Annotated in this window: 20 protein-coding genes; 3 read left to right on the top strand and 17 right to left on the bottom strand. The window is 32.8% G+C overall.

Annotated elements, in window-relative coordinates; translation table 11 throughout:
* Positions 1 to 88 precede the first annotated feature (88 nt).
* The 3 genes from proC to GQR95_RS10215 are packed head-to-tail and all read left to right on the top strand — an operon-like array spanning position 89 to position 2876.
* The gene (gene proC, locus GQR95_RS10225; RefSeq protein ID WP_159023071.1) at positions 89 to 895 is read left to right on the top strand and encodes a pyrroline-5-carboxylate reductase; all 807 of its coding nucleotides are present in this window, start codon (positions 89 to 91) and stop codon (positions 893 to 895) included.
* Positions 896 to 938: 43 nt separating this feature from the next.
* Positions 939 to 1667, top strand: a complete 729-nt coding sequence (proB, locus tag GQR95_RS10220) for a glutamate 5-kinase (RefSeq protein WP_159024281.1) — start codon at positions 939 to 941, stop codon at positions 1665 to 1667.
* Between the two features lie 9 nt (positions 1668 to 1676).
* Positions 1677 to 2876 carry a glutamate-5-semialdehyde dehydrogenase gene (locus GQR95_RS10215; protein ID WP_159023070.1) on the top strand — a complete coding sequence of 400 codons (1200 nt, stop codon included), beginning with the start codon at positions 1677 to 1679 and terminating at the stop codon, positions 2874 to 2876.
* Positions 2877 to 4413: 1537 nt separating this feature from the next.
* On the opposite strand, the gene GQR95_RS10210 is transcribed toward GQR95_RS10215, so the two are convergent.
* From GQR95_RS10210 to GQR95_RS10130, 17 genes are all read right to left on the bottom strand, one after another.
* A complete protein-coding gene (locus GQR95_RS10210; RefSeq protein WP_159023069.1) occupies positions 4414 to 5799 on the bottom strand; it encodes a sugar transferase in 1386 nt (461 codons plus the stop codon).
* Between the two features lie 237 nt (positions 5800 to 6036).
* Positions 6037 to 6771 carry an energy transducer TonB gene (locus GQR95_RS10205; protein WP_159023068.1) on the bottom strand — a complete coding sequence of 245 codons (735 nt, stop codon included), beginning with the start codon at positions 6769 to 6771 and terminating at the stop codon, positions 6037 to 6039.
* A gap of 2430 nt (positions 6772 to 9201) precedes the next feature.
* Positions 9202 to 10152: a glycosyltransferase family 4 protein gene (locus GQR95_RS10200; RefSeq protein WP_233265905.1), complete on the bottom strand. Its 951-nt coding sequence runs from the start codon at positions 10150 to 10152 to the stop codon at positions 9202 to 9204.
* Positions 10153 to 10168: 16 nt separating this feature from the next.
* The gene (locus GQR95_RS10195; RefSeq protein ID WP_159023067.1) at positions 10169 to 11563 is read right to left on the bottom strand and encodes an O-antigen ligase family protein; all 1395 of its coding nucleotides are present in this window, start codon (positions 11561 to 11563) and stop codon (positions 10169 to 10171) included.
* 2 nt (positions 11564 to 11565) lie between these two features.
* Complete coding sequence (locus GQR95_RS10190; protein WP_159023066.1) at positions 11566 to 12633, bottom strand: glycosyltransferase; 1068 nt, start codon at positions 12631 to 12633, stop codon at positions 11566 to 11568.
* A 135-nt stretch (positions 12634 to 12768) separates the two neighbouring features.
* On the bottom strand, positions 12769 to 13539 hold the full coding sequence (locus GQR95_RS10185) for an NAD(P)-dependent oxidoreductase (protein ID WP_233266044.1): 771 nt from the start codon (positions 13537 to 13539) through the stop codon (positions 12769 to 12771).
* Positions 13540 to 13875: 336 nt separating this feature from the next.
* A complete protein-coding gene (locus GQR95_RS10180; RefSeq protein WP_159023065.1) occupies positions 13876 to 15012 on the bottom strand; it encodes a glycosyltransferase in 1137 nt (378 codons plus the stop codon).
* Positions 15012 to 16097, bottom strand: a complete 1086-nt coding sequence (locus GQR95_RS10175; protein ID WP_159023064.1) for a glycosyltransferase family 4 protein — start codon at positions 16095 to 16097, stop codon at positions 15012 to 15014. Before GQR95_RS10175 ends, GQR95_RS10180 begins: the two co-directional genes overlap by 1 nt.
* Positions 16094 to 17089 (bottom strand): glycosyltransferase family 2 protein, encoded by a 996-nt coding sequence (locus GQR95_RS10170; RefSeq protein ID WP_159023063.1) that lies wholly within the window; start codon positions 17087 to 17089, stop codon positions 16094 to 16096. The genes GQR95_RS10175 and GQR95_RS10170 overlap by 4 nt, the downstream gene beginning before the upstream one ends.
* The gene (locus GQR95_RS10165; protein ID WP_159023062.1) at positions 17089 to 18123 is read right to left on the bottom strand and encodes an exostosin family protein; all 1035 of its coding nucleotides are present in this window, start codon (positions 18121 to 18123) and stop codon (positions 17089 to 17091) included. Before GQR95_RS10165 ends, GQR95_RS10170 begins: the two co-directional genes overlap by 1 nt.
* Before the next feature lie 3 nt (positions 18124 to 18126).
* Complete coding sequence (locus tag GQR95_RS10160) at positions 18127 to 19644, bottom strand: glycosyltransferase family 2 protein (protein WP_159023061.1); 1518 nt, start codon at positions 19642 to 19644, stop codon at positions 18127 to 18129.
* A complete protein-coding gene (locus GQR95_RS10155; RefSeq protein WP_159023060.1) occupies positions 19641 to 20792 on the bottom strand; it encodes a glycosyltransferase family 4 protein in 1152 nt (383 codons plus the stop codon). Before GQR95_RS10155 ends, GQR95_RS10160 begins: the two co-directional genes overlap by 4 nt.
* Positions 20789 to 22198 carry a UDP-glycosyltransferase gene (locus GQR95_RS10150; protein ID WP_159023059.1) on the bottom strand — a complete coding sequence of 470 codons (1410 nt, stop codon included), beginning with the start codon at positions 22196 to 22198 and terminating at the stop codon, positions 20789 to 20791. The genes GQR95_RS10155 and GQR95_RS10150 overlap by 4 nt, the downstream gene beginning before the upstream one ends.
* Complete coding sequence (locus tag GQR95_RS10145; protein ID WP_159023058.1) at positions 22188 to 23150, bottom strand: D-isomer specific 2-hydroxyacid dehydrogenase family protein; 963 nt, start codon at positions 23148 to 23150, stop codon at positions 22188 to 22190. Before GQR95_RS10145 ends, GQR95_RS10150 begins: the two co-directional genes overlap by 11 nt.
* The gene (locus GQR95_RS10140; protein ID WP_159023057.1) at positions 23129 to 23821 is read right to left on the bottom strand and encodes a cytidylyltransferase domain-containing protein; all 693 of its coding nucleotides are present in this window, start codon (positions 23819 to 23821) and stop codon (positions 23129 to 23131) included. Before GQR95_RS10140 ends, GQR95_RS10145 begins: the two co-directional genes overlap by 22 nt.
* A gap of 2 nt (positions 23822 to 23823) precedes the next feature.
* Complete coding sequence (neuC, locus tag GQR95_RS10135) at positions 23824 to 24981, bottom strand: UDP-N-acetylglucosamine 2-epimerase (protein ID WP_159024279.1); 1158 nt, start codon at positions 24979 to 24981, stop codon at positions 23824 to 23826.
* 193 nt (positions 24982 to 25174) lie between these two features.
* Positions 25175 to 26185, bottom strand: coding sequence for an N-acetylneuraminate synthase family protein (locus GQR95_RS10130; protein WP_159023056.1), 1011 nt, complete (start codon positions 26183 to 26185; stop codon positions 25175 to 25177).
* Positions 26186 to 26379: the final 194 nt, after the last annotated feature.

The raw sequence follows: 26379 nt of genomic DNA, 5'->3' as shown, positions 1-26379 counted from the left end.
AAAAAGGCATTAAATTACTCAGATTTTGATAATTCATATATTTTACTAGTTTACCCCTATCATTAATTTTAATCATAAAAATAACATAATGAAACTATTAGTAATTGGAGCGGGAAATATGGGTTTAACCTATGCCGAAGCGATGTCTAAATCTAAGCTTCTTAAGGATAAAAAAATCATGATTTTAGAAAACACCGATGAGAAAATCGAGAGTTTAAATAAAATCCCACATTTCGAAGCCTTCAAAGATCCTAAAGATTGTATCCCTCAAGCAGATTTAATTTTTTTAGCGGTAAAACCATACCATGCAGACGATTTATTTAGCAAAATATTGCCTTTAGTCACTAAAGAACAAATTGTAGTCTCTTTAATGGCTGGAGTTACTATAAACCATATAAAAACAGCTTTAAAATTAGATAAAGTGGTTCGTACTATGCCAAACTTACCTGCTAAAGTAGGAAAAGGTTTAACATCTTACACAGCTTCAGAAGGGGTCTCTAAAGAAGAACTTTTAACCATTGAAAACTTATTAAATACTACAGGAAAATCTATACAAGTAAGTAACGAAAACTTTATAGATGCATCTACAGGAATATCAGGAAGCGGTCCTGCTTACGTATTCTACTTCATGCAAAGCATGATGGAAGCAGCATTACAAATGGGATTTTCGGAAGAAAACTCAAAAACATTAGTCACTCAAACCTTCACTGGAGCAATAGACTTATTTAATCAAGATAACATTTCTCCAAACGATTGGATTGAACGTGTAGCCTCTAAAGGCGGAACAACACGTGCTGCTATAGATAGCATGGATAATAATAATGTAAATGAATTAATAAAAGAGGCTGCTTTTGCTGCCTTTAATAGAGCTATAGAACTTGGAAAAGACAAATAAGAAATACAAACAACGTATTGTCATTAAAGTTGGAACCAACGTAATGACAAATAGAGACAACAGAATTGTAAGACCTGTACTGGATCGTTTAGTCGCGCAAATCGCAGAACTTTACGAGCGAGATATTATTACTGTACTTGTATCTTCTGGTTCTGTAATTGCAGGAATGGAAGTTTTAGGACACACAGACATTAAGGATAAAGCCTCCAGAAGACAAGTGTATTCTGCTATCGGACAACCAAGAATGATGCGTTTATACTATAATATTTTTCATGATTATGGTATGAAATGTGCTCAGGTTTTACCAACTAAAAATGATTTTGACCCTGGTGAACACCGTCGTAATATGAAAAACTGTTACGAAAACTTATTATCAGAAGGCGTTATTCCGATTGCGAATGAAGATGATACCGTTTCCTTATCGCACGCCATGTTTTCGGACAATGATGAGTTAGCTTGTTTAATTGCTGAAATGATTGATGCCGACAAATTAATTATCTTAACAGATATTGATGGTTTATACGACGGAAACCCAAATTCAGAAGATTCTTCTTTAGTTGAAGAAGTTGGAATTAACGAAAATATAAATCACTTTATTAGCGACACTAAAAAAGGTGAAGCTGAAGGCCGAGGTGGTATGTTATCTAAACTAAACTACGCCAAACAATCAGCTAGAAAAAACATTCCTACGATTATAGCCAACGGAAAAAGCGAAAATACCATCTTAGATATTATTGACGGTAAAGCTGTAGGAACAAAAGTAGAAATTTAAAAAACACAGATGAAATTATTAAAGACCGACTTAAAAAACAATGTTTTACAATCCATGATTCAATTATTGGATGAGAATAGAGCAGAGCTTTTAAGCGCGAATAAGAAAGATTTAGAAGCATTTAGTAAAGACGACCAAGCCATGTACGATCGATTAATCGTAGATGACAAAAAGATAGATGGCATGATTACCTCTGTTAAAGAAGTCATGTCTCAAGACGACCCGATTGGAAAAACAATTTCGCACCGTGTATTAGAAGACGGTTTAGAAATAACCAATAAAACAGCCCCTTTTGGAACCATCATGATTATTTACGAATCACGACCAGATGTAACCATAGAAGCTGCTGTATTAGCCTTTAAAGCCAATAACAAAATATTATTAAAAGGTGGTAAAGAAGCCATTTATAGTAACAAAGTATTAGTCCATTTTTGGCATAAAGCCCTAAATGAAAATGGTTTAGACAGTAGCTATATTCAGTTATTAACGTTAAACCGACAAGAAACTCAGGATTTCCTTAAAAATCCTACAGAACAATTAGACTTAATCGTTCCTCGTGGAGGAGAACGTTTAATTCAGTTTGTAAAAGAACATGCACGTTGTGCTGTTTTGGTTAGCGGACGAGGAAACAACTTTCTTTTTGTAGATAAAACTGCAGATTGGGAGAAAACAAAAAAAGTGATTTTAAACGCTAAAACTGCAAAAATTTCGGCTTGTAATGCTTTGGATAAAATTCTAATTCAGAAAGACGTCCCAGATTACGAAGCCAAATTAAAAGACTTAGAAGCTGTATTAAAAGAGAAAAGTGTTTCGATTTTAGTAGATGCTGAAACACAGAATATACTTAAAGACGAACCTTTAATTCCGAATGATGAGGTTTGGCGTGAAGAATTTCTTGCTTTAAAATGTTGTATTGGTACTGTAGGTACTTTAGAAGACGCTATAGATAAAATAAACACGTATTCTGGCGGACATTCAGCAACAATTATGACGACTAGTCGCGAGCATGCCATTCAGTTTATGGAAGATGTAGACTGTGCAGCAGTATATCAAAATGCCTCTACCCGTTTCACCGACGGAGGATCTATGGGAGTTGGTGCAGAACTAGCTATTAGTACAGATAAATTACACCACAGAGGCCCACTAGGACTGAATGAATTAGTAACTAATAAATATTATATTTTTGGGGATGGTCACATTCGTGAATAATCTTAAATAAGATATTTTCAATATAAAAATGAAGGCTGCCAATTGGTAGCCTTTATTATGTTGTAAAAGTTAAAAACAAATCACGATAGAAAAGTATTAAATCTTCTCTCTTAACAAACGAAGAATCTAAAACAAGTTTAAATTGATAAACTAAATTATATGTTGATTACTCGACGTCATTATAAACTGGTTTCAAAATCTCATTATAGAAAGCTAGCACTTCAATACACACAAAATATCTGTCTCACTCAATGTGATACCAAAACAAGTTTGGTATGACGAAACCAAGAATAATTAGTTATAAAAAATAAATCACGATAGCAAGCCATGAATTTTCAGTCATAACAAACGAAGAAGCGGAAATGCATTACGCAGTAATAAGCATGTAGATTCGATAGTGCGTGGTGCTTTAGCAATGACCTATAAATTCATTTGATTTTTTGGTTCGTTTTGTATCAAGACAAAATGAACAGAGAACAATAAAGTTTAATATTCCGGCCTACCGAAAGTACATCATAAAATGTGCAGTGAACAACTCGTGAAATTTTAAGCTGTATGAGCGAAACGAATTAAATTAAGAATACTAATTTTTATATAAACACATATCATAATTAGAACAAAAAACACATAAGCGAGTTCTTTAAATTTAGAGTTGGAACATAACATTTAGAAATACTTTCGTAAGCCTAGATTTTTTTGGTTCGTTTTTTTAGCAATGAACAGAAAGACAATACCTTCAACATATATAAAACCTCTCACTCAATGGGATACCAAAACAAGTTTGGTATGACGAAACCAAGAATAATTAGTTATAAAAAACAAACATTGAAAGCAAGCCATGAATTTTCAGTCATAACAAACGAAGATACGGAACTGCATTGCACAGCAATAAGCATGAAGTATCGAAAGTGCGTGGTGCTTTAGCAATGACCTATAAATTCATTTGATTTTTTGGCTTGGTTTATCCTGAGCGAAGTCGAAGGATCTGTATCAAGACAAAATGAACAGAAAGATAAGACCATCAACATACACAAAACCGATGCCTCACTCAATGGGATACCAAAACAAGTTTGGCATGACGAAACTAAGAGCAATAAGTCATGAAAAAATAAAATTAAAGTTTACGACTCCGGCCTACCGAAAGTATATCGTAAAATGTGCAGTGAACAACTCGTAAAATTTTAAACTGTATGAGCTAAATTATATTTAAGAGAATAAAACTATAAATAACATATATAAAACAAATCACGATAGCAAGCCATGAATTTTCAGTCATAACAAACGAAGATACGGAACTGCATTGCTCAGCAATAAGCATGAAGTATCGAAAGTGCGTGGTGCTTTAGCAATGACCTATAAATTCATTTGATTTTTTGGTTCGTTTTGTATCAAGACAAAATGAACAGAGAGATAAGACCATCAACATACACAAAACCGATGCCTCACTCAATGGGATACCAAAACAAGTTTGGTATGACGAAACTAAGAAGAAGAAGAAGAAACACTAAAATTAAAAGAATAATTAGCATACAATTCACTACTGTCCTCTAAAGAACACCACAGCAGTAACTGTTTTAACAAGTATATTTAAATCCAAAAAGAAACTACGTCGTTTAATATAAAACAAATCGTATTGTAATTTCATAAGACTATCAGACACAGAATCTCCATAACGGACTTTTACCTGTGCCCAACCTGTAATACCAGGCTTAACCATATGTCTCGCTTCATAAAACGGAATAACCTCAGCCAATTCTTTAACAAACTTAGGACGTTCTGGTCTTGGCCCTATAAGACTCATTTCACCTTTTAAAACATTTAAACATTGCGGAATCTCATCTATTCGAGTCAGTCGTAAAAATTTCCCAAATGCTGTAATTCTAGCATCATTTTTAGACGCCCAAACGGCTCCATTTTTTTCAGCATCTACTACCATAGTTCTGAATTTAATAATAGAAAATAGTTTTCCGTGTAAACCTACACGTTCTTGCTTATAAAACAACGGCCCGCGATTACCAATAAGGTTACCCAGTAAAACAAAAGGTAAAAATAACAAACAAACAACGCAGCAAATTAAGCCAAAACCAATATCAAACAACCAACGTTGTAGTAAATATAATTTGTTCTGATTATTTCTATTAAACGGAAAATATTTATAAAAATCTTTACCTAAATAATGTACAGGTACTCTAGAAGTCATTTCCTCAAAAGCCTGTGTATATTCTTTAATGGCAAACCCTTGTTCAAGTAAATTCATTAACTCCTGATAGAGTTCTGTTGTAATTAATTCAGAATCATAGGTCGCTACTAATATTTCAGACACCTTATGTTCTGATATCACACGACTAAGATCTGCTGCAACATAAGACTCTACAGTCTTTGGTTTTAACTTATTTTCAGGTTCACAATTAATAAATCCAACAATATTATAATTAGGATCTACAGCTTTTAAGGACGTTACTATTTCATCTATATTTTGTGGTTCTCCTACTAATAATGCATGCTTATAAAAGCGTGGTGTAGAAATAAATGTTATATATAAGGCACGCCAAAATAAAATACCTCCTAAAATACCAAGAAAGAAAAATACGATTTGCACACGCTTTTCAGGAAGGAAAGGCGTAAAATAAGGTGTCATCAAATAAAAAGTGACAACTACCAAAGCAGTCATAAAAACATTGGGTAACGTAGATTGAAAGGTACTAGACTTTTGGAGATCGTAAATTTCAAAAACAGTTCCAAAAATAGAAATGTAGACAATCAAGACGATAATCCAAGACCAATTTTCATTTGAAATCGTGAAATAATCAAAATAGAAATAGGAACTTAAAGCATACAATACACCTAAAACGATGCAGATATCCATAAGACGTAATAAAATCTTCCGTTCTGAAATATCGAAAGAAATTGAATTTTTAAACATGAGACAAGTACTATTACACGGTAAATATATGAATTCCTATTTTAATTTTAGGTTTAAATTAACATTCTAACATATCTTGATAAATTTTACACGAATCACATCTAAGGACTGAAATTGTAATATAATTTATTAATCATTTATATAGAAAACAATATATAATTTTAATAAAAAAAAATACGCTGTATTCCAATGAATACAGCGTATTAAGAGCAACGTAATATCACCACATGTAAAAAACTACAACGCTGCTTTATATTTAAAGAAGATAGGAACTGCATAAGATACTTTTACAGGACTACCTCTTTGTGTTCCTGGTTTCATTCTTGGTAATAAACTTACAATACGCTCTGCTTCTTTTTCTAAGGTTTTATCTGGACCTCTAGATTTTATACCGGTTATGTAACCTTTTTCATCTATAATAAACATGACAGACACACGACCTTGTACTCCTAAATCTAAAGCATCTTGTGGGTAATGAAAATGTGTTTTAATATGTTCATTCATTTTAGTTTGAAAACATGCTTTAGAAGCCTGTTTATCTAATCCTTCACAACCAGGAAATACGGGTATATTTTCTATCACAGCAAAAGGAACTTCAACATCTTCTTCAACTTCATCGACCTTTACATCATCTACAGCAACAACAGGTTCTGGTGCTGCAATAGCATCTTCTTGAGAAGATTCTGTACTTTCAATAGCTGTTTCTTCAATATCGGCTGTAGATTCTACAACTTCAATAGATTGATTAACTGCAACTGGAGGTGGTGGCAATGGTGTACTAATTTTTGTAATTGGAATGTCTTCTTCATATTGAGGTGCCATATCGAGAATTTCGACAGGAGCTGTTTCAGTTTCAAAAGTTCTAAATTCTAGGGCCTTCCAAGTAAACAATAACATGATGTTTAACCCAATAGCAAAATATATACTGCTATTTCTCCCTATCTCTAATTTTGGATTTTTTTTAGCTTTCATGATGATATATTTTAATGGTGAATATTCCTTTTTAACTAGTATTAAGGTAGAAAAAAAGAGCCTAAAAAACTATGACATTCATCATGTTTCAGATAAATATCACATGCCAAAAAACACATTAAAACACTAAAAATCAATAATTAAAATAAGGCATAAACAAACTTAAAAAGAAGCAATACATGTAGTAACAATAGTGTAGGAAATTTAAATTGACACACTAAATTATATGTTGATTACTCCACGTTATTCTAAACTGGTTTCATAATCTTATTATACTGATAAGACTCTTTTACATACATAAAATATTTTTCTCACTCAATGAGATACCGAATCAAGTTCGGCATGACGAAACCAAGAGCAATAAGTCGTGAAAGAATAAACTATAACGTTGAAAGTTAAGACCTGGCCTACCGAAAGTATATCGTAAAATGTACAGTGAACAGCTCGTGAAATTTTAAGCTGTATGAGCCAAACGAATTAAATTAAGAATACTAATTTTTATATAAAACTAAATCGTAGTTAGTACAAAAATATCAAATGCGAGTTCTTAAAATTTAGAGATGGAACATAACATTTAGAAATACTTTCGTAAGCCTAGATTTTTTTGGTTCGTTTTTTTAGCAATGAAAAAAATGAACATTAAGATAACACCTTCAATACACAGAAAATCTATTTCTTACTCAATGAGATACCGAATCAAGTTCGGCATGACAGAAACCAAGAGTAATAAGTCGTGAAAGAATAAACTATAACGTTGAAAGTTAAGACCTGGCCTACCGAAAGTATATCGTAAAATGTACAGTGAACAGCTCGTGAAATTTTAAGCTGTATGAGCCAAACGAATTAAATTAAGAATACTAATTTTCATATAAAACTAAATCGTAGTTAGTACAAAAATATCAAATGCGAGTTCTTAAAATTTAGAGATGGAACATAACATTTAGAGATCCTTTCGTAAGCCTATATTTTTTTGGTTCGTTTTTTTAGCAATGAAAAAAATGAACATTAAGATAACACCTTCAATATATGGAAAACCTCTCTTTCATTCAATGAGATACCAAATCAAGTTCGGCATGACGAAACCAAGTGCAATAAGTCGTGAAAGAATAAACTATAACGTTAAAAGTTAAGATCTGGCCTACCGAAAGTATATCGTAAAATGTGCAGTGAACAACTCGTGAAATTTTAAGCTGTATGAGTTAAACGAATTAAATTAAGAATACTAATTTTTATATAAAACTAAATCGTAGTTAGTACAAAAATATCAAATGCGAGTTCTTAAAATTTAGAGTTGGAACATAACATTTAGAGATCCTTTCGTAAGCCTAGATTTTTTTGGTTCGTTTTTTTAGCAATGAAAAAAATGAACATGAAGATAATACCTTCAATATATAGAAAACCTCTCACTCAATGGGATACCAAAACAAGTTTGGTATGACGAAAACAAGAAAAATTAATTATAAAAAACAAATCATGAAAGCAAGCCATAAATTTTCAGTCATAACAAACGAAGATACGGAACTGCATTGCGCAGCAATAAGCATGAAGTATCGAAAGTGCGTGGTGCTTTAGCAATGACCTATAAATTCATTTGATTTTTTGGCTTGGTTTATCCAGAGCAAAGTCGAAGGATCTGTATCAAGACAAAATGAACAGAAAGATAAGACCTTCAACATATATAAAACCTCTGCTTCACTCAATAGGATACCAAATCAAGTTCGGCATGACGAAACCAAGAGCAATAACTCATGAAAGAATAAACTATAACGTTAAAAGTTAAGTCCTGGCCTACCGAAAGTATATCTTAAAATGTGCAGTGAACAGCTCGTGAAATTTTAAGCTGTATGAGCGAAACGAATTAAATTAAGAATACGAATTTTTATATAAAACTAAATCGTAGTTAGTACAAAAATATCAAATGCGAGTTCTTAAAATTTAGAGATGGAACATAACATTTAGAAATACTTTCGTAAGCCTAGATTTTTTTGGTTCGTTTTTTTAGCAATGAAAAAAATGAACATGAAGATAATACCTTCAATATATAGAAAACCTCTCACTCAATGGGATACCAAAACAAGTTTGGTATGACGAAAACAAGAAAAATTAATTATAAAAAACAAATCATGAAAGCAAGCCATAAATTTTCAGTCATAACAAACGAAGATACGGAACTGCATTGCGCAGCAATAAGCATGAAGTATCGAAAGTGCGTGGTGCTTTAGCAATGACCTATAAATTCATTTGATTTTTTGGCTTGGTTTATCCAGAGCGAAGTCGAAGGATCTGTATCAAGACAAAATGAACAGAAAGATAAGACCATCAACATACACAAAACCGATGCCTCACTCAATGAGATACCAAATCAAGTTCGGCATGACGAAACAAAAAGTAACAAGTCCTAAAAAAATATAGTTCAATATTAAAAATAAACTACCCCAATACAGACATCCACTGCGCCTTCACCACGTCCCAATCAAACCCCTCCACTTTTTCACGAGCCTTCATGACCATAGCATGAGTACGATCAGGCGTAGACTTTAAGTCCAAAATAGCCTCTATAAAAGCCTTTGAATCATTTGGTGGTACAAGTATACCATCTTCACCTTTTTCGATTAAAAACGGCATCCCACCAACGTTTGTAGATACTATTGGCAACCCTAACGCCATAGCTTCTATCACACTCACGGGCATATTATCAAAGTTGGTGGTATTAATAAACACATTGTAATCTGCAGCCAAAGTAATCCATTCGGCTTTAGTTAACTTCCCGGGGGTTTTAACATCCACACCTAAAGCTTTTGCATGGGTCTGCACATTAGCAAGCGATCCATCGGTATCTGGACCAGCCATACACAAACTTGCTTCATAGCCTAAGTCTTGTAACCCTTTCAAAAGATCGACCGCTAAGCAAGGATTATAAATTTCTGAAAACGAACGCACCCATAACAAGCGAATAGAATCTAAATCCCGAACTGTAAACGGGTAGTTTTGCAACTGTAAACTATTTGGTATATACACCACATGATCAAACCCTTGTTTTACAAACGCTTCTTTTAAATATAACGAAGGAGACACTAACACTTTAGCATGCTTAAAGAGCATACGACTCATTTTAGGATAGTGTGCTAACCGATCCGGCAAATTTCCCCCATGTAAAATGGGAATATAAGGTAATCTTATCAGCCGACAACACTGACTCACAATAACGGCATAGTAAAAATTCTGGGTACTGTAGGTGTCTATTAAGGCATTATCCATACTTGAACCATACTTGAACACTGCTTTAACCATAGAGAACACCCGCCCCAGTTTAGATTGTATAGCCGATTTACAAATTACGGTATACCCTTCACGTTCCAAAGCCGCACTAAGGCCTTTCATGTAGGAAACGTTGGTTTTAGTGTTCGATAAGTTGTTTCCTAGATATAGGACGTTTTTTTTCATGTGTAATATGTAATAATGAGAGCCCATAAATAAATCCTGGTGCAGCAATACGCATGGCCGAGTGGTTAATAGTTGCAAACCAAAAGATTAAAAAAGAATAAAATAATATATTCCCTTTTTGTTTTAACCTATAGGCTAAAGGCGTAAAAATAAGCAGTAATAAAATAATAATCCCAAAAATACCATGCTCAGAAAACAAACGACTTACCTCGTTATGCGAGGCAATAATTTGTCCTTCTTCTTCCAAACGCACCTGTTTCATCCCACTGGCACCTACCCCTAGAAACGGATGTCTTAAGAACCCTTCAAACTCGCGCTCAAACAAGCCAACACGCCCTGTTGATATATCTGATTTTTCTTCTCCAGCCGCATTCTTATTGGTATACCGGTTTTCAATAAGTCCATTAGTCTGATTCGCTGTAATCATCCAAGTAATAGACACACCTATACCTAATAAAAATAAAGATCCTATAATTTGCTGCCGTTTTTTGAAAGTAGACCTACCATACAGGACAACAAAAAAACCGATAATCATCAATACCGCAGTAAAAATACCACCACGACTAAAAGTGACCAACCCTCTAAACGATACGAATGTTAATAATATTAAATTAAATACTTTTAAAAATAAAGTTGGAGATTTTAAAAAGAAGCGCACCGTTAAAGCTACCATCCCAAGACCTAATAAGGTTGCCACTTGATTAGGCCCAAACCCCCCTGATGCTTCAAAATTAGACCCTGTACCATCTAAAACTTCTTTTACACTCGGGTTGTACAAAAACAAATACACCATCATAGCCAGTACAGGAAAACTCATACAAGCTAGAATTTGCAGCAACTGTTCTTGTGTCATTTTTTTATCATAGCAATACAAGGCAGAAGCTCCCAAACACACAGGTCCACTCAATACAAAAGCAATAGATGTTCTAAAATTCAAATCATACCCTAAAGTGGTCGAGGCTACTAATACCGCAGGCACCAATAAAATAAAATAAATAAAGTAAGGATAACTGTGGTTAGATACCCCCGTAAAAAACATCCCGATCAGCACTAACAAAATAACATAATACTTAGAAAATTCATAAAACAGTCCGCCTCCCGTCATCCGGAATAAAGATTCTGCTGCGGCTATATAAGCACAACCAAACAACACCCACATCACTTTTTCTCGGGTAGGAGACAATAACACTTTACCTATAAAATATAAACACACCACTGTAAAATACAATTTAGAAAATAACGGGATATAAAAAATCCCTACCCCGACAAACAGATGCACCACCACCAACAATACATAAAGATCGTTGGTAAAATGGTATTTCTTTTTATGTGTTTTATTCCCTTGCATGTTTATGTATTATAAATAGATAGCAGTTGTCTTACAATTGCCCTTTGGGCATAGTGTACCGAGACATAACCTTTTAAAGCCGTTGCTGCTTTAGTACGTGCAGTCCCGTCAGAGATATAGGTTGAAAGCGCGGTTGCTAAAGCGTCAGCATCGCTTGGCGGTACTAATAAGCCATACGCTACCGATGGAATAACACGCTCACAATCCCCCACTGCAGTCGCGACCACCGCTAAACCGCCTTGGCCATATTCTAAAAGTGCCAAAGGCAAGCCTTCAGAAGCTGATGCCAACACCCCAATATTCGCCTGCGCAATAATATGTTCGGTGTCCGAACAACTGCCATAAAACCATACCTGTTGCTCTAAACCTAAAGTCTGCACGGTGTCTTGTAGCTGTGTCGTATAAATCGCATCGCCTTCTTGTCCTACGCAGTGTAAACTCCATTCCGGATGGGCTTTAAAGACCTTTGCACAAGCTTGTAATAAGGTGATATGATCTTTTTGTGGTCGTAAATTTGCCAAACACAAAAGCCGTTTGCCCGGTACCCCATATAATTGGGTTACGCCTGTAGAAGCGTATGGCACCACAAAATTAGGTAAAAAGGTTACAGTTTTGCAGTAAAGCACCTCACGATTCCAGTCCGCCAAATGTGCATTAACTGCAATAATAGCAGTAAAGCCTCTAGAACACCACTGTAAGATCCGTTTAGGGCGTTGGTCTAAAAACTCACTATTCCCATAGTGATCGTGCCAAATAACACGTCGTTTAGGTAAACATAATTTTAAAAGGCTAGCCATAAAAAAGGATGAAGCATGCGCATGTATAACCGTAATCTGCTCTTCTTTTACAAAGCGAACTAAACGCTGTAATGCAGCGACATCTAAAGTTCGGCGACGTTTTAAAAACAAATACCCCACCTCTGTATCTAAGCCTTGCTTTAACAAACCTTCAACTCTGGTGGCACACAAATAAGATCGTTCTACTCTCGAAACCAAAGCATTAGCAAGATTCACTGCCATACGCTCTGCACCTCCTGCCTCTAAACTATCTATAAGTTGTAATACCCTCAAATCGTGCGTCTTATTTTGGGGTCGAAAATACTAAATTTGTCAAGAACTTACAGTCATTTTAGAGTTATTCTTTAGCACATAAAAGAAGCCTGTTCGAGGCTGTATACAAAGCTACATGCAACAATGGTGTACCCGTTAAAAACGATGGTCTATCAAATGCTTTAATCCGATTTCTAAAGGCGTTAAATCACGCTGTAATACCTGTTTCATCTTGGTATTATCAGGACAGCGTCTGCGCATATCGCCCTCTTTTAAAGCCGGTAAGTGTATAATTTCCGATTTAGACTGAGTTAAAGCGATAATGGTTTCTAACAATTCTAAAATAGTCATTTCTTTATCATTCCCCACGTTTAACACATCATTAATATATTGCCCGTATTCCATGGTTTTACTATAGGTTTCTACCGTATCGTCTATATAACAAAACGAACGGGTTTGTAAACCATCCTCATGAATGGTAATGGGTTTATCTTTTAAAGCAGCATGTAAAAAGCGTGGCACTACAAAATCTTCACTTTGGTGTGGCCCATAGGTATTAAAAAATCTAAAAATAGTATAAGGCAATCCAAAGGCTTCAAAATAAGACTTACAAAAGGCTTCCTCTACATTTTTAATTATAGCATATGGCAATCTCGAATTTAAAGGGGGTGGGGTACTCTCATGTTGTGGTAGTTCAAATGGTTCGCCATACACTTCAGACGAACTGGAATAAAACACCCGTTTTACGCCTGAGTGTTTAGATAAAGACAAGATGTTTTTAATCCCCTCTATATCGTCTAACACTTGAATTGGTTGATCTAAGGTGCGTTTTACGCCAACGACTGCAGCAAAGTGAAACACATAATCAAAATGAAACCGTTTAAAAACAGGCTCTACATGCTGACATTGATTAACATCTGCCTCAATAAACGTGACGTTTTCTGATTAGGAATATGTGCACGTATACCTGTTAATAGGTTATCTAAAATAACAATGTGATTATTCGGGTTTTTATCCAAAAGCATAGCTAAACGACTGCCAATATTACCGGCACCACCAGTAATTAAGATCATAGCCATAGGAGGGGACTTGAATTTTAATGTTGTACTTCTTTTAATAGCGCTTTAAAGGTACACATTATATCAAAACTTGCAACTTAACAAGTAAAAAGAGTAACACAAACTCGTGTTTTGTAAACATTTAAAGATAATCATAACAATAGTAAAGTTTAATAATAAAAATAGCATTTTACACCCCGTCATGCTACACCTTACTAACAAATGTCCCAGCCAGCACACGCTTAATATCTGCTTCCATACGGTCGTAAGTATATTGTTGCGACCAGTCTAAGGCATGTTCCGCCATGGTATTCAGGTTTCCGGTCTTAAACACTTGGGTAAAATGATTCACAGCCTGCTCTAAATCTGGTAATACAATAATGCCACGTTGGCCTTCCCCCACCATCCATGCTACACAGGACACTGCTGTGGTTACGGGTATGCAACCATAAAACATACCTTCCGCAACGGCCTTAGGCCAGCCTTCACTCTTTGAGAGTAGAATATTAAAATGCGAGCTTAACAAAGCAGCCTTCACCACCGTTTTATCTTGATTCCCGTGCATAGTGATACACGAACCTAAATCATGTTTTGCAATATAATCTTCTAATTCTGGACGTAATGGACCATCTCCAAACAATTCTAATCGCGCAGGAATACCCCGTGTATTCAATTGTTCTATAAACTGAACCGTTAATACAGGCCGCTTTCCAGGTACTAACATCCCTGCAAACACAAACACCAACTCTTGTGTATAATCTTTAGGTTGAAAAGGCACACGCTCGGCATCCCGATAGGTGGCTGAAATAAACGGATATATATTAGAGGTTTCACCAGACCAATCTCCATACACCAACACCTTCATATTTCGGGTTAAAAAGGTATTTCGAACTATAGCTTGTTGTAGACGGTAGGTCCATGGCTGATTACTATTCGGATCCCAATTACCTGCATATTTAGTAGACTTTTGTTTAAATGGAAAAAACATTTGTGCAAAACAAGCTACTAACCCGACGTTAGATGGACACCGCAAATGAATATGATCCGCTTTTCGCATGGCTTGAATGCATTTAAAAAACACTATAGGCAACACCACTAATGTTCTTAAAATCTGTTTAACTCCTAACAAACTAAAATTGGGGACTGCTACAAAATCTAAGCTTGGTGCAGTATAAGCACAATCTATAGCATCTACAGTATTATTAGGTTTATGTATCCCCACCACAGTAACATCATCAACATACTTGGTCCATAAATTCATTTCACGCACATAAGGTGCATAACCATAATAGCGGTTAGCTTTCAAGCTGTGTTGTACTAAAGTAAATATTGCAAGTTTCATTATTTTTTTATTTCTTCTACTAATGAACAAAAGTCTTCAGCTAATTTATTAGTAACTCCATTAACCTCAAAATCAGTTATAAACCGTGTATAACAATTTGCACTAAATTGATTTCTAAGACTTCTATCATTTAATAATTTAATCATTTTTTCTGCTAAATCATTTTCATTTTTAGGTTCAAAAAGTAGTCCATCTTTTTTATCTCTTATTATTTCAGAAATCCCTGAAGTTCTAGAACCTATAACAGGTGTCTTTACAGAAAAACTTTCTATAACCACATAACCAAAAGCCTCTACAACAGAAGGTACTACAGAAAAATAAGCAGAACTAAAAGCTTCTAAAACCTCATGTTTGGGTTTACTTCCTAAAAACTTAATATTATCTTTAACTTTTAATGTTTTTGCTAATGTGATATAATCATTTAATAATTCATCTTTAAGATTACCTCCAATTAATTCCAAATAGACTTTAGGGAATTTATTATTAACAATAGAAAAAGCCTTAATTAAAGTATCAATCCCTTTAGAAGGATGCATTCTACCTACATAGGTTATTTTATCAAAATCTATCTGTTTTGATTTAACATTATATTCTTTTACTGAATTGAAAATAACATTTATTTTTTTTTCAGGAACATTAAATGTAGAGATAATATCTAATTTAGTAGCATTTGAATTCGTGTATATTTTTGTTCCTAATTTATAGATTAATTGCTTCCTTAATTGTTTAAAATTATTAGATTTAAATTGCGAAGAAATTGTGTGTACCCATGCAATTCTATGAGGTATTCTCAATAAATATCCTACAATTAAAAACATGTTGACTGATCCAAAATTGGCAATCATCATATCCGGTTTAAATTTAGATACTTGACTTTTTAAAAACAGAAAATCTCTCAAAGTTGTTCCTCTTTTTCCAGGCCATTTAATAGCCTCAATGTTTTTAGGTAAATCATTTCTCTCTAAACGATCTGTTATTATAATAACTCTATGTTTTTCTGCTAATTTCACAGAAAGAGATAAAAAATAATCGGAAACAGAACTTTCATAAATACTAAAAGAAATAAAAATTATTTTTCTTTTCATTTTTCTATTTTTGGTTTATTACCTATTAAACTACACCACCCTACAAAACGCCCTAAGGCCTCTTGAAGTTCTAAATTCTTATTCTTAGATTTCAGCCCTCCCAAAGCACCTAGTACCAACAATAAAAAAGCTGTTAGATGCCATTTTAATCTTGATTTAAAATTAGGGTTATTATATTTTACTCGCCAAATATACCATCCATTTCGTATAATCATTTTTCCATATTTATACGTATTAGGTCTGCCGTGAATTTCATGATGATGTTCGCAAACAGCAGCTGTGTTTACATATAATTGTCCTAATTTAGATAATCGCAAACAAAAATCGGCATCCTCATACAAACCATAGCCTTCAAAATAGGTTGAAAATGATAAGGTTTTAAAAACAGACATCTTATAAGAAGCTACACCACCCATAAATAATTCTACAGGATACACTTTACCCGAAGGTGGTAAAAAACCTATTGCTCTCATATGAGAAAACGTTGGTAAAACACCAGGTAACGCATCAGGGTTTAAACCAAATATTTCACGAATTTTAAATCGTAATGGTTCAGGTCTTCTCCAACCATCAAAATCATAATAATTTGAATTCGATGTTGCATTAGAGCGTTCCCAAATCACTTCATTAGTAATATAGCCACCAACACCTAATGCCTTTGGATAAGTGTTATAAGTTCCTATTAGATTTTCAAAATAAGACGTATCTAAAGTAATATCATCATCTAAAAAACAAACCACATTAATACGTTCTGAAACTTTAGATATTCCGAAATTTCGTTGCTTGGTTAATCCGCGTTGATTATCATTGACTTTATAATACTTAAGATTTTTAAAAGCATTGGTCTTAAGCATACGTGCTGTATCATCGTTAGTAGACCCATCTATAATTAGAATTTCATCAGGATATAAAACTTGTAAAGTTACTGTATTTAGTAATTTTTGTAACGCTATGGGGCGCATGTAAGTACATACAACTAAAGAAAATGTCATTATTTATTTTGTTTTAAACCATCATGTATTACCTTAAAAAAGGCATTCCTATTCATATATTTTTCCCATAAAACTCTATTTTCAGTCTGTGTATTTATAAAATCTAAATCACTTAACTGCTCATGAAAATTAATAATACTACGTTCTATGTCTTCTGGATTACTACTTTTAACGTGTACTAAGTGTTTAGACCAATTAATACTTCCTTCTAAAGGCAATCTACAGTCTGTATCTATAAATACAGGTATTCTTCCCATCGCTAATGTCTCGTATAAGCGTACAGAAAAATTACCTACACCGCGTAAACAAAATACATATCCAGAATCTTCTATATTTTTAAAAAACTCTAAAGTTGTTTTTGTTTTTTCTGCTTCTGTTTTAACACCTCCTCTATATTGATCTCTAAATATAAAATTAGGTTTTAGTAATTGACTTGTATTCAATTTTTTTAAAATACGAGCCCTTTTAATACTCGAAGGATAAAACGATTGGTAATCTAAATGTTGTTTTTTTAAACCTCTTTTTAAAATATTAATTTTTAAATAGACCATAGATTCTTTTAAAAGCTTTAAAAAACTATCATCTGAATGTCCCACAAAACCAAGAGAAGGCAAAGGTTCTTTTTTTAATACACTAAACTCAGTTTTCAGCACATATTCATAAGGATCTACTATAAAAGATGGCATTATAAAGGTATTTGCATTTAATTTTGAATGAAACCCACCAAGTCTAAAATTATAAATTTCTTTATCTTTAAACGAATATCCAAAATCACCACCGGTATAAATCCAAAGTGGTATATTATTTCGTTTTGATAATTCTAAATATTTAGACTTAATTTTTGGTTCTAAACCACAGATGTAATTATACTCTAAAGGAAGAATAATGATATCAGCTTCTTCAACAGACGCTATAATGCTATAAGATTGGCTTATTATTTTACATTCTTTATAATGCAAATCTAATAACAAAGGGAATACCTTGCCCCTATGCTCTGGTGTTAAAAATGAAGTTTCTGTATAAATATATAACATACATTAAAGTTTTTTCGCCCAATATTTAGAAGCGTCCCACCTCTTATTAAATTCGTTATAAAAAGTTGCTTTTTTAGAAAACTTAACACCAACAAACATTCGTACAAACAATAACATTTTGGCTCCTAATAATTGTGTTGTCGTTTTATATTTAAGATTAACATACATAATGGTTGGTGATGGTTTGGGTTGCACTTTCTCATTATTCCATGGATGTATAAATTTAGTTCTAAACCCACCCATTGGAGCTTTTAAATGAATAATATTTAATGCTGGCAAATAAATAACATCCACACTTTGATGTCTTAATTGAAGTCCGAAATCTGTATCTTCTCCATAACCAAATTCTAAACGCTTATTAAAAGACACTTTATCTAAAATATCTGTTTTAAGAAAACTATTACCTGATCCAAAAATTGAAGTCTGGTGTGTATCATTAAAAGTTTTAATTTGATTTGGTAATAAATAAGATGTTAAAACTGCTTTAAAATTATATTTACCTGCTATATTTAATACGTTTTGTAATAACTCTGAATCAAACCTGTTGTCATCATCATTTAAAAACACCCATTCACTTTTAACTTTACTTAATGCTATATTTCTGGCATTGCAAGCTCCTGTTTGATGTGTAAACGTATGATCTATTATAAAAGGCCAAGATTCTGTTGTCAAATAATCTAACTCAGAATTACTGTCTTTTAAAGGGTTTTGTTCTACAATAATAACACGTTCAGGTAAAATAGTTTGATTTTTTAAATCGTGTAATACATCATATAAATATTTTTTTCTACCAATGGTTGGTATAATAACATCTATTGTAGGTCTATTACTTTTAGAGGTGTTTTTAATAGTTTCAGGTAAAATAATTGCTGTAAAAAAACGACGTTTATAAAAAAACGATTTTATGAATGCAACTAGATTTAAATGCTTTTCATACCATAAAAAAGAAAACAACAAAAAGAAAACCCATTGTATTTTATAATGTTGTTTAACAAACTTAAATACAATACTAACAGATGCTTTTATATTCACTTTACCTAATCCATTTTCTAATAATTCTGGTACAGAATAACAAAACAACCCTTTAGGCATTCCTAATTTGGCAATTGAATTTAAAGCATAATCAAAATCATTATCTTTAACAATAGCTTTAAATTTTATTAATTGAGTGGCATGTATCGCTCCTATTTCAGAACTCATTAACCAAGTGGGATATTTTACTTTTTTATTAACCTTAATAAAAGGAGATTGATCTACATAACCAATAGCATCTGGTAAATATTGGGTATTAGAAAACGAACACATTTCATTATTTAAAACAATAGTCTCTTCAATACACTTAAAATTAATAGCATTTTCATGCATTATATGGCTCCACACAATAATGTCGTCTGGAAATGTGTCTGCTAAATAGTATAGTGCTTTAATAATAGATTTGCTATGTAGTACATCTATTACACTTGAATCGTTCGCATTATAAGCACTAACTATTTTGTTTTTATTATGTAATAATACAATCATAATTCAAGTAGCTTTTTATAAAACTCAATATTTTTAATAGCTTGTTTCTTTATATCAAAATGTTCCTCGACAAAGCTTCTTGCTGCTTTCCCCATACTTAAACACAAATTTTCATCTTGCAACAATTTACTAATCTTGTCTGCATATAATTTATGAGCTTTAGGAGCTACTAAATAGCCGCTAACGGTATCTTCCATTAATTCTTGAGCCCAACCTATATTACTATTTACAACGGGCTTTTGTAATGCCATAGCCTCAACAGTTACCATACCAAAAGTTTCTGCAAAAGTAGGAAAAACACATACTTGTGCCGTTTTAATAAAAGTTTGCACTTCGCTATAGGGCACTCTTCCAAGGTATTGAATAGCTTCCAATTCACTATCATTAAAACGTTGCTTCATCAATCCCCAAGTTGAAGGACTTCCTGTTAAAATATCTGGAGCATCGCTACCTATTAATATCAATTTTGCATTAGGAACTTGCTGTTTTACCAACTTAAAAATATGTGGCAATTCTAACATGCCTTTTTTCCTAATTATGGTGCCAATATAAAGGAGTGTTTTTGATTCAAATAATGATGGGCTTAAGTTATTAAAATCGTCTAGTTGTAAACCATGATAAATAGTTTCAATAGATTTATGATCAGATATTTTAAATAACCTTTTTGTTAATTGGCCTGCAAATGTAGTAGGTGCAATATATGCACTTGCTCCTCTTATGGCAAACTGCTCGAATAGTTTATTTTTTAATTTCTGCTTGCGTCCTTCTAAATGACAAAAATAACGATCACTACCATGAAAACGCATAACAATAGGCACTGTAAATTTCATAAATGCAGAAATACCTGTCCAATCAGGAACTTCTATAAGTTGTATTTTTTCTTTTTTTATAACCGCTTCTGTAGTATTTTGAATATGTTTTCTATATCTAAACCATTTTCCAACCCTATAAGACACATCTGCAATTAAATAAAAATGAATACTATTTTCTACAAAATAATCGTCTTGATCTTGCCCATATATAAACAGGTAAATTGCATGACCTTGCTGACTTAAAGCTTCTACTAAATTCCCAATACTAGTCCCTAAACCAGCTGCTTGTTTAATTTTAAAATGAGGATATTCTGGAGCTATAAAACCTATTTTCATACCTCATGTTTATTAACCAATTTACAAATTGCATTTAAAATACGATTTGAAGCCTCTGTTGCTGGTTGTTCATTTATTTTATGAAACCACTGTGTTCCATTTTTAACTGTTTCGTTTGTTGAATCTAGCATAGATAGCAAACTATCTTGTATACCATCTGGGTGGTCTAACCAATGTACTGCATTTACATTTGGCATAGATCTAAAATGCACATAATCGTAAACATGTACGCCTTTTACTATAGCATTATCTGTATCATAATGATAATTCATGTACCCGCAAGGTTTGTTATGTGACACATAATCGAAGACCATTGACGATCCTAAATTGATAACACCTGCAGTATGTTCTGCCATATTTACTAATAAGGTCGTATCTTCTGGAGTTGGTAGTTTCGCATTCCATCCATCGCCTACAGCATTCCATAACGGTGCTATAGGAATAATAAAATGTTTAAATTCATTTAAAACAGCATCAAAACGTTTCGAAAAATCGACAGGACATCGTCTAAATATTAATCCTAATTGATGTCCTTCAGCATTAAGTGCTTCAATAGCAATGCAGACATCCCTTAAATACAAAGGATCTTGAGGTGATGTTGTAATATCGTCTCCACTAAAACAGAAATAAGTTGTTGTAGGGTTTAAGTTATAATCTTTGTAAAACTCAGTCTTACTCGTAATAATCTCTTTATAAAAATGAGGTTCAAATTGAGGTGTTCCTGTAACTGTTATTTGATTCTCTTTTACAAATGGATAATACGTTAACAATTCTTGTTTCATATGTTTACTCCAAACATGATAATAATCGGTCTCTACATCTAGCATAGATTTTGGTAAATTATCCCATGAAAACACAAAACCAATTGTTGGTATACCTATATTTTTTGCTGCCTGTACAGGTGCTATTGCTAAAAAAGAACGCTGACTTGCACAATATACCAAATCGGGTTGTTCTTCTTTTATAATTTTGTAACAAGAGCTGTAATATGTTGTTTTACTTTCTAATTTTTTAATATATCTGCGTAAGCTTAATAGTCCTTTTTCACTATTAAACATTAAAATTAATAGCTTAGTAATACTATTTTTTATAACACTTTTATATCCAGAATTTTTTAATGGAAATAAATATTTAAGATATACTTTATCGTTAAACCTTTTAATATTTTGATTAAGTTCTACACGTTTTTTAGCATTTTTAAAACTATCCGTTAACGGGTGTTGTTTAATTTGTTTTGGAACGACTTCTTGTAATCCTAAATCTGATAGCGGTAAAGGCGTTAAATTTAGAAATACAATATCTAAATCCATGGCTTGTGCTTGTTTATAAAACGACGTGTAAACAAAGTTTCTTAGGCTTACACCATCTGGAATTATAAATAGTATTTTTTTTTGTTTATTCTTCAAAAGATAAATATTTTTCTATAAATAGTTCAGAAACAAAATCCTCTGTCATCTGCATAGATTCATAAGTACAACCTGCTAAATGTGGAGTTATAATAACATTGTAGCCCTGTTTTGCTAACTTTACTATTGGGTTATCAGCTATATTAGCTTGTATTTCTTCAGACAATACATCTGTTGCATACCCTTTTATTTTATTATGTTTCAATAAAGATTCGACAGCTAATTCATCTATAATAGCACCTCTAGATGTATTAATTAAATAAGAACTAGGTTTAAGACACTTTAGCCTTTCTTCATTAACGAAACATATATTTTCTTCATTTAAAGGAATATGTATACTGATTATATTAGCCCATTCAAATAGAGCTTTGGCTGTCTTAAATTCTAAAGAATTATTACTACTTTTTGTTTGGTCTGTATCGTAAAAACCTGTTTCCATGCCAAAAGCTTTAGCATATGTTTCAACTTGTTTACCAACTCTACCTAAACCTAGTATACCTAATTTTAAAGATTTTAAATTATGTCCTTTAAAACGGTCACGATGCCATTCTCCCTCCATTACAGAAGTATATGATTGAGGAATCGATCTAACTAAAGATAAAATTAATCCCCAAGAATGTTCAGCTGTAGAAGGTATTGAAGATAAGAAATCATAGGCTCCCTTCAACGAAATAACATGACCTCCTTTATTATTAAAATAATTTAAATCTATATGGTCTAAGCCAGTAGTAGCTGTTAAAATATATTTTAAATTAGTAGCTTTATTTATAACCTCTTTAGATATTTTAAATTTTAATCGAATAAAAATAACTTCTACATCTTTTATATAATGTATCAGTTCTTCTTCATCTTTTATATCTTTAATTATAACCTCATAATACGTCTTTAAAAGATTAATTGTCTTGACACTAAAATCTAAAGATTCTGTTATTAAGAGTTTTCTTTTATCCATAAATCATATAAGTATCTTGTTAATAGCACATCTCTTTCATCATCAATATTAGCTAACCATTTTGAATCCATGATATAAGCTTTTTTATGCGCTACCATAAAAGTATTTTCCTTAATAAAGGCAGAAACTCTTACTGCATAAAAACACCCATTTCTATAATAAACAGGTTTTAAATCTTGTCTTCGTAATGTTTCTCCTCCTTCTTGGTAAGGTTCCATCATTGCATCTTCACTTAAGTTATACATCCTAGCAGGGTGCATATCAATTAAAGGAACAGTACTAATAACACCATCTAAATTAGCGTCTTTTTTAAACTCATCAATAATAAGATCTAAATCTTTTGAAGTTCGTAAAGGCGAAGTGGGTTGTAATAATACAACTAAATCGTATCCAGGAAAAGTATCTAACACATGTTGTACTGCTCCTGTAACCGAGCTTTTATCTGTAGCTAAAGCCTCTGGTCGTTTAATCTTTACTAACTTTTTAGCCTCTTCTACTTTTTCTAAAATAATATCACTATCTGAAGTTAAAACAACTTTATCTACTAATAAAGAATTTAATGCACACGATACTGCGTGTTGAATTAAAGGTTTGTTCCCCAATGTAATTAAATTTTTATGAGGTACTCCTTTAGAACCTCCACGAGCGGGTATAATAGCAATAACTTTCATATTTAATACACAATTGTTTTATGAAACTTAAGAGGCACATCGTTTAAATGATTTGCAATAGACACACCTGCGTTACCATCTCCATACACTAATGATTTCGGCGTTTTTTTTATTTTAATCTGATTTTGAATGGCTTTATAAATAGCTTCGCTATTGTAGGGTACATCAATCACATTTTCACCGCGTTCTCTTCGATTTTGTCTTGTTCCTATATTTACAACAGGCACGCCAAGGTACGCACACTCTCTAATACCTACACTAGAATTCCCTATTAGACATGACGCATGATTTAAAAGATTTAAAAAATCATCGCCTTTCATATTTTTAAAAAAATGAACATGATTTAATTCATTTTTTTCTCGATAAGAGCGTATACCCGAAGATGTACCATCCGCTCCAGCATCAACATTTGGCCAAAACCATAATACTGGTAATGTTAATTGACTAACGACAGTTAAAGTTTCTTCTACATGACGTCTAGAATCTTTATATTCAGTAGTCACAGGGTGTTGCATAACAACCACATAACCGTTAGACAAATCTGGTTCTGCACCTACGCCTCCATAACGAGAGTAAGGGTTAAATTGTAATTTACCTGAAGTATCTATTTCTTTAGCGATATCTATAGACGGACAACCTGTGTTAAATACAGAATCGGCTTCTTCTCCTAATTTTAATACACGGGTTTTGGCATCTTCTGAAGCTACAAAATGATAATCGGCTAACTTTGTAATGGCATGTCTTACCTTTTCATCAATATTCCCTGTAACCTCTCCTCCTTGAATATGTGCAAGAGGGATATTCATATAAGATGCCGCTATGGCTGTCGCCATAGTTTCAAACCGATCTGCTACTGTTACCACGATATCAGGCTTTAAATTTTCAAAAACCGTTGATAATTCTAAAATCCCAATACCTGTAGTCTTTGCTGCTGCAGTTAAATTTTCTCCCTCTAAAACATTAAAGACTTTAGCTGCAATTGTAAAACCATCGTTTTCAATATAATGTACAGCAGAGCCATAACGCTCTAATAATGCAGAAGCTGCCACTATAAGTTGTAGTTCTAAATTTGGATGATCTTTTATAGCTTGTAACACGGTTTTAACACGGCTATAAGAAGGACGTGCTGTAATAACTACAGCTATTTTTCTATGAGACATAAATGTTTTGTAACTTTTACCTTGTAATATTACAAATATATACGGTTTTATAAAATGAAAAACTAAATTGTCTTTCAAAATACGTAATTAAAAAACATTAAACATTACTCCTGAACTTATAAGCTGAACTTCATTTAGACAATACAATGATTCATCTGTTTAATCATTTCCGTAAAAAACAATTAACACATCTCTAATCTAAATCGTCCCAATTTAAAAAAGACCATTGATTTAAATCTTTATTTAAACGTTTCCCAATAACCCCCTGAAATAAAGAGGCATCAATACCGTAACCTTTTGGTTTTTTTGTTTCTAAATCTTCAAACCTTATAATATGCCCGTGTTCAACATTTTTATTAATTGCTAAAGATTTTTCAAAAATGCCTTTTAGTTCTGAAAACTTAGAATTATCACTCTTATCTATAGGGTTTTGAAGTGCTATAGACACATTATTAGTCGCTTTTACTAATTGAGACGTCTCATTTAAAGTTAATGATGCTTTAGCATCTGGGCCAAACATCTCTTTATCAAAAACCACATGAAATTCTAAAAATTCTGCACCTAAAGCTACCGCTGCAATGCAAGCTTCTATTGAAGAAGAATGATCTGAAAATCCTACAGGAATTTGATAGCGTTTTTTTAATACTGAAATAACATTTAAGCCATATTCTTCTGGTTTAGTCGGGTATGCAGTAGTACATTGCATTACCGAAACATCTACATTTCTATCCTTTAAAAAGGCAATTGTGTTATCTAACTCCTCTAAAGAACTCATTCCTGAAGATACAATAACAGGCTTTCCTGTTTGAGCAATTTTTTCTAATAACACTAAATTATTAACCTCACCAGACCCTACTTTATAACGTTTAACTCCAATTTGTTCTAAAAGATCTACAGCGACATTACTAAATGGCGAACTCATAAACTCAATCCCAACCTCATCACAATGTTGCTTTAAATCTAGCCATTGCTCTAAGGTAAACTCCATACGTTTCCAATAATCTAGTCGTGTAGCATCTTGCTTAGAAAATTTTACACGAAAGGGTTCATAAATACTACTTTCTGCTTCAGCAATATGGGTCTGAAATTTAATAGCATCACACCCAGCTTTTGCCACAGCGTCTATATAGGCATGCGCCATCCCTAAGCTACCATCATGGGCTTGTGCGATTTCTGCAATTATAAAAGGTGTAATAAAACTCATTATTTTATATATTTAAACCATTCTTATCTTAATATCTAGCATTTGTCTTAATACTCCTGTTCTAGAAATCTATATTTTATAATTAAGAGAATACATTATGTGACTTTACATGTATTTAAAAGGTAAATTTGATCACCAAATTTACATAAAATCAAATCTTTAGTACTTCTATTAGAACAGAATAAAAATTAACC

It is taken from the genome of Formosa sp. L2A11, assembly GCF_009796865.1.
Lineage (GTDB): Bacteria > Bacteroidota > Bacteroidia > Flavobacteriales > Flavobacteriaceae > Formosa.
This window is presented reverse-complemented; position numbering and strand designations above follow the sequence as displayed.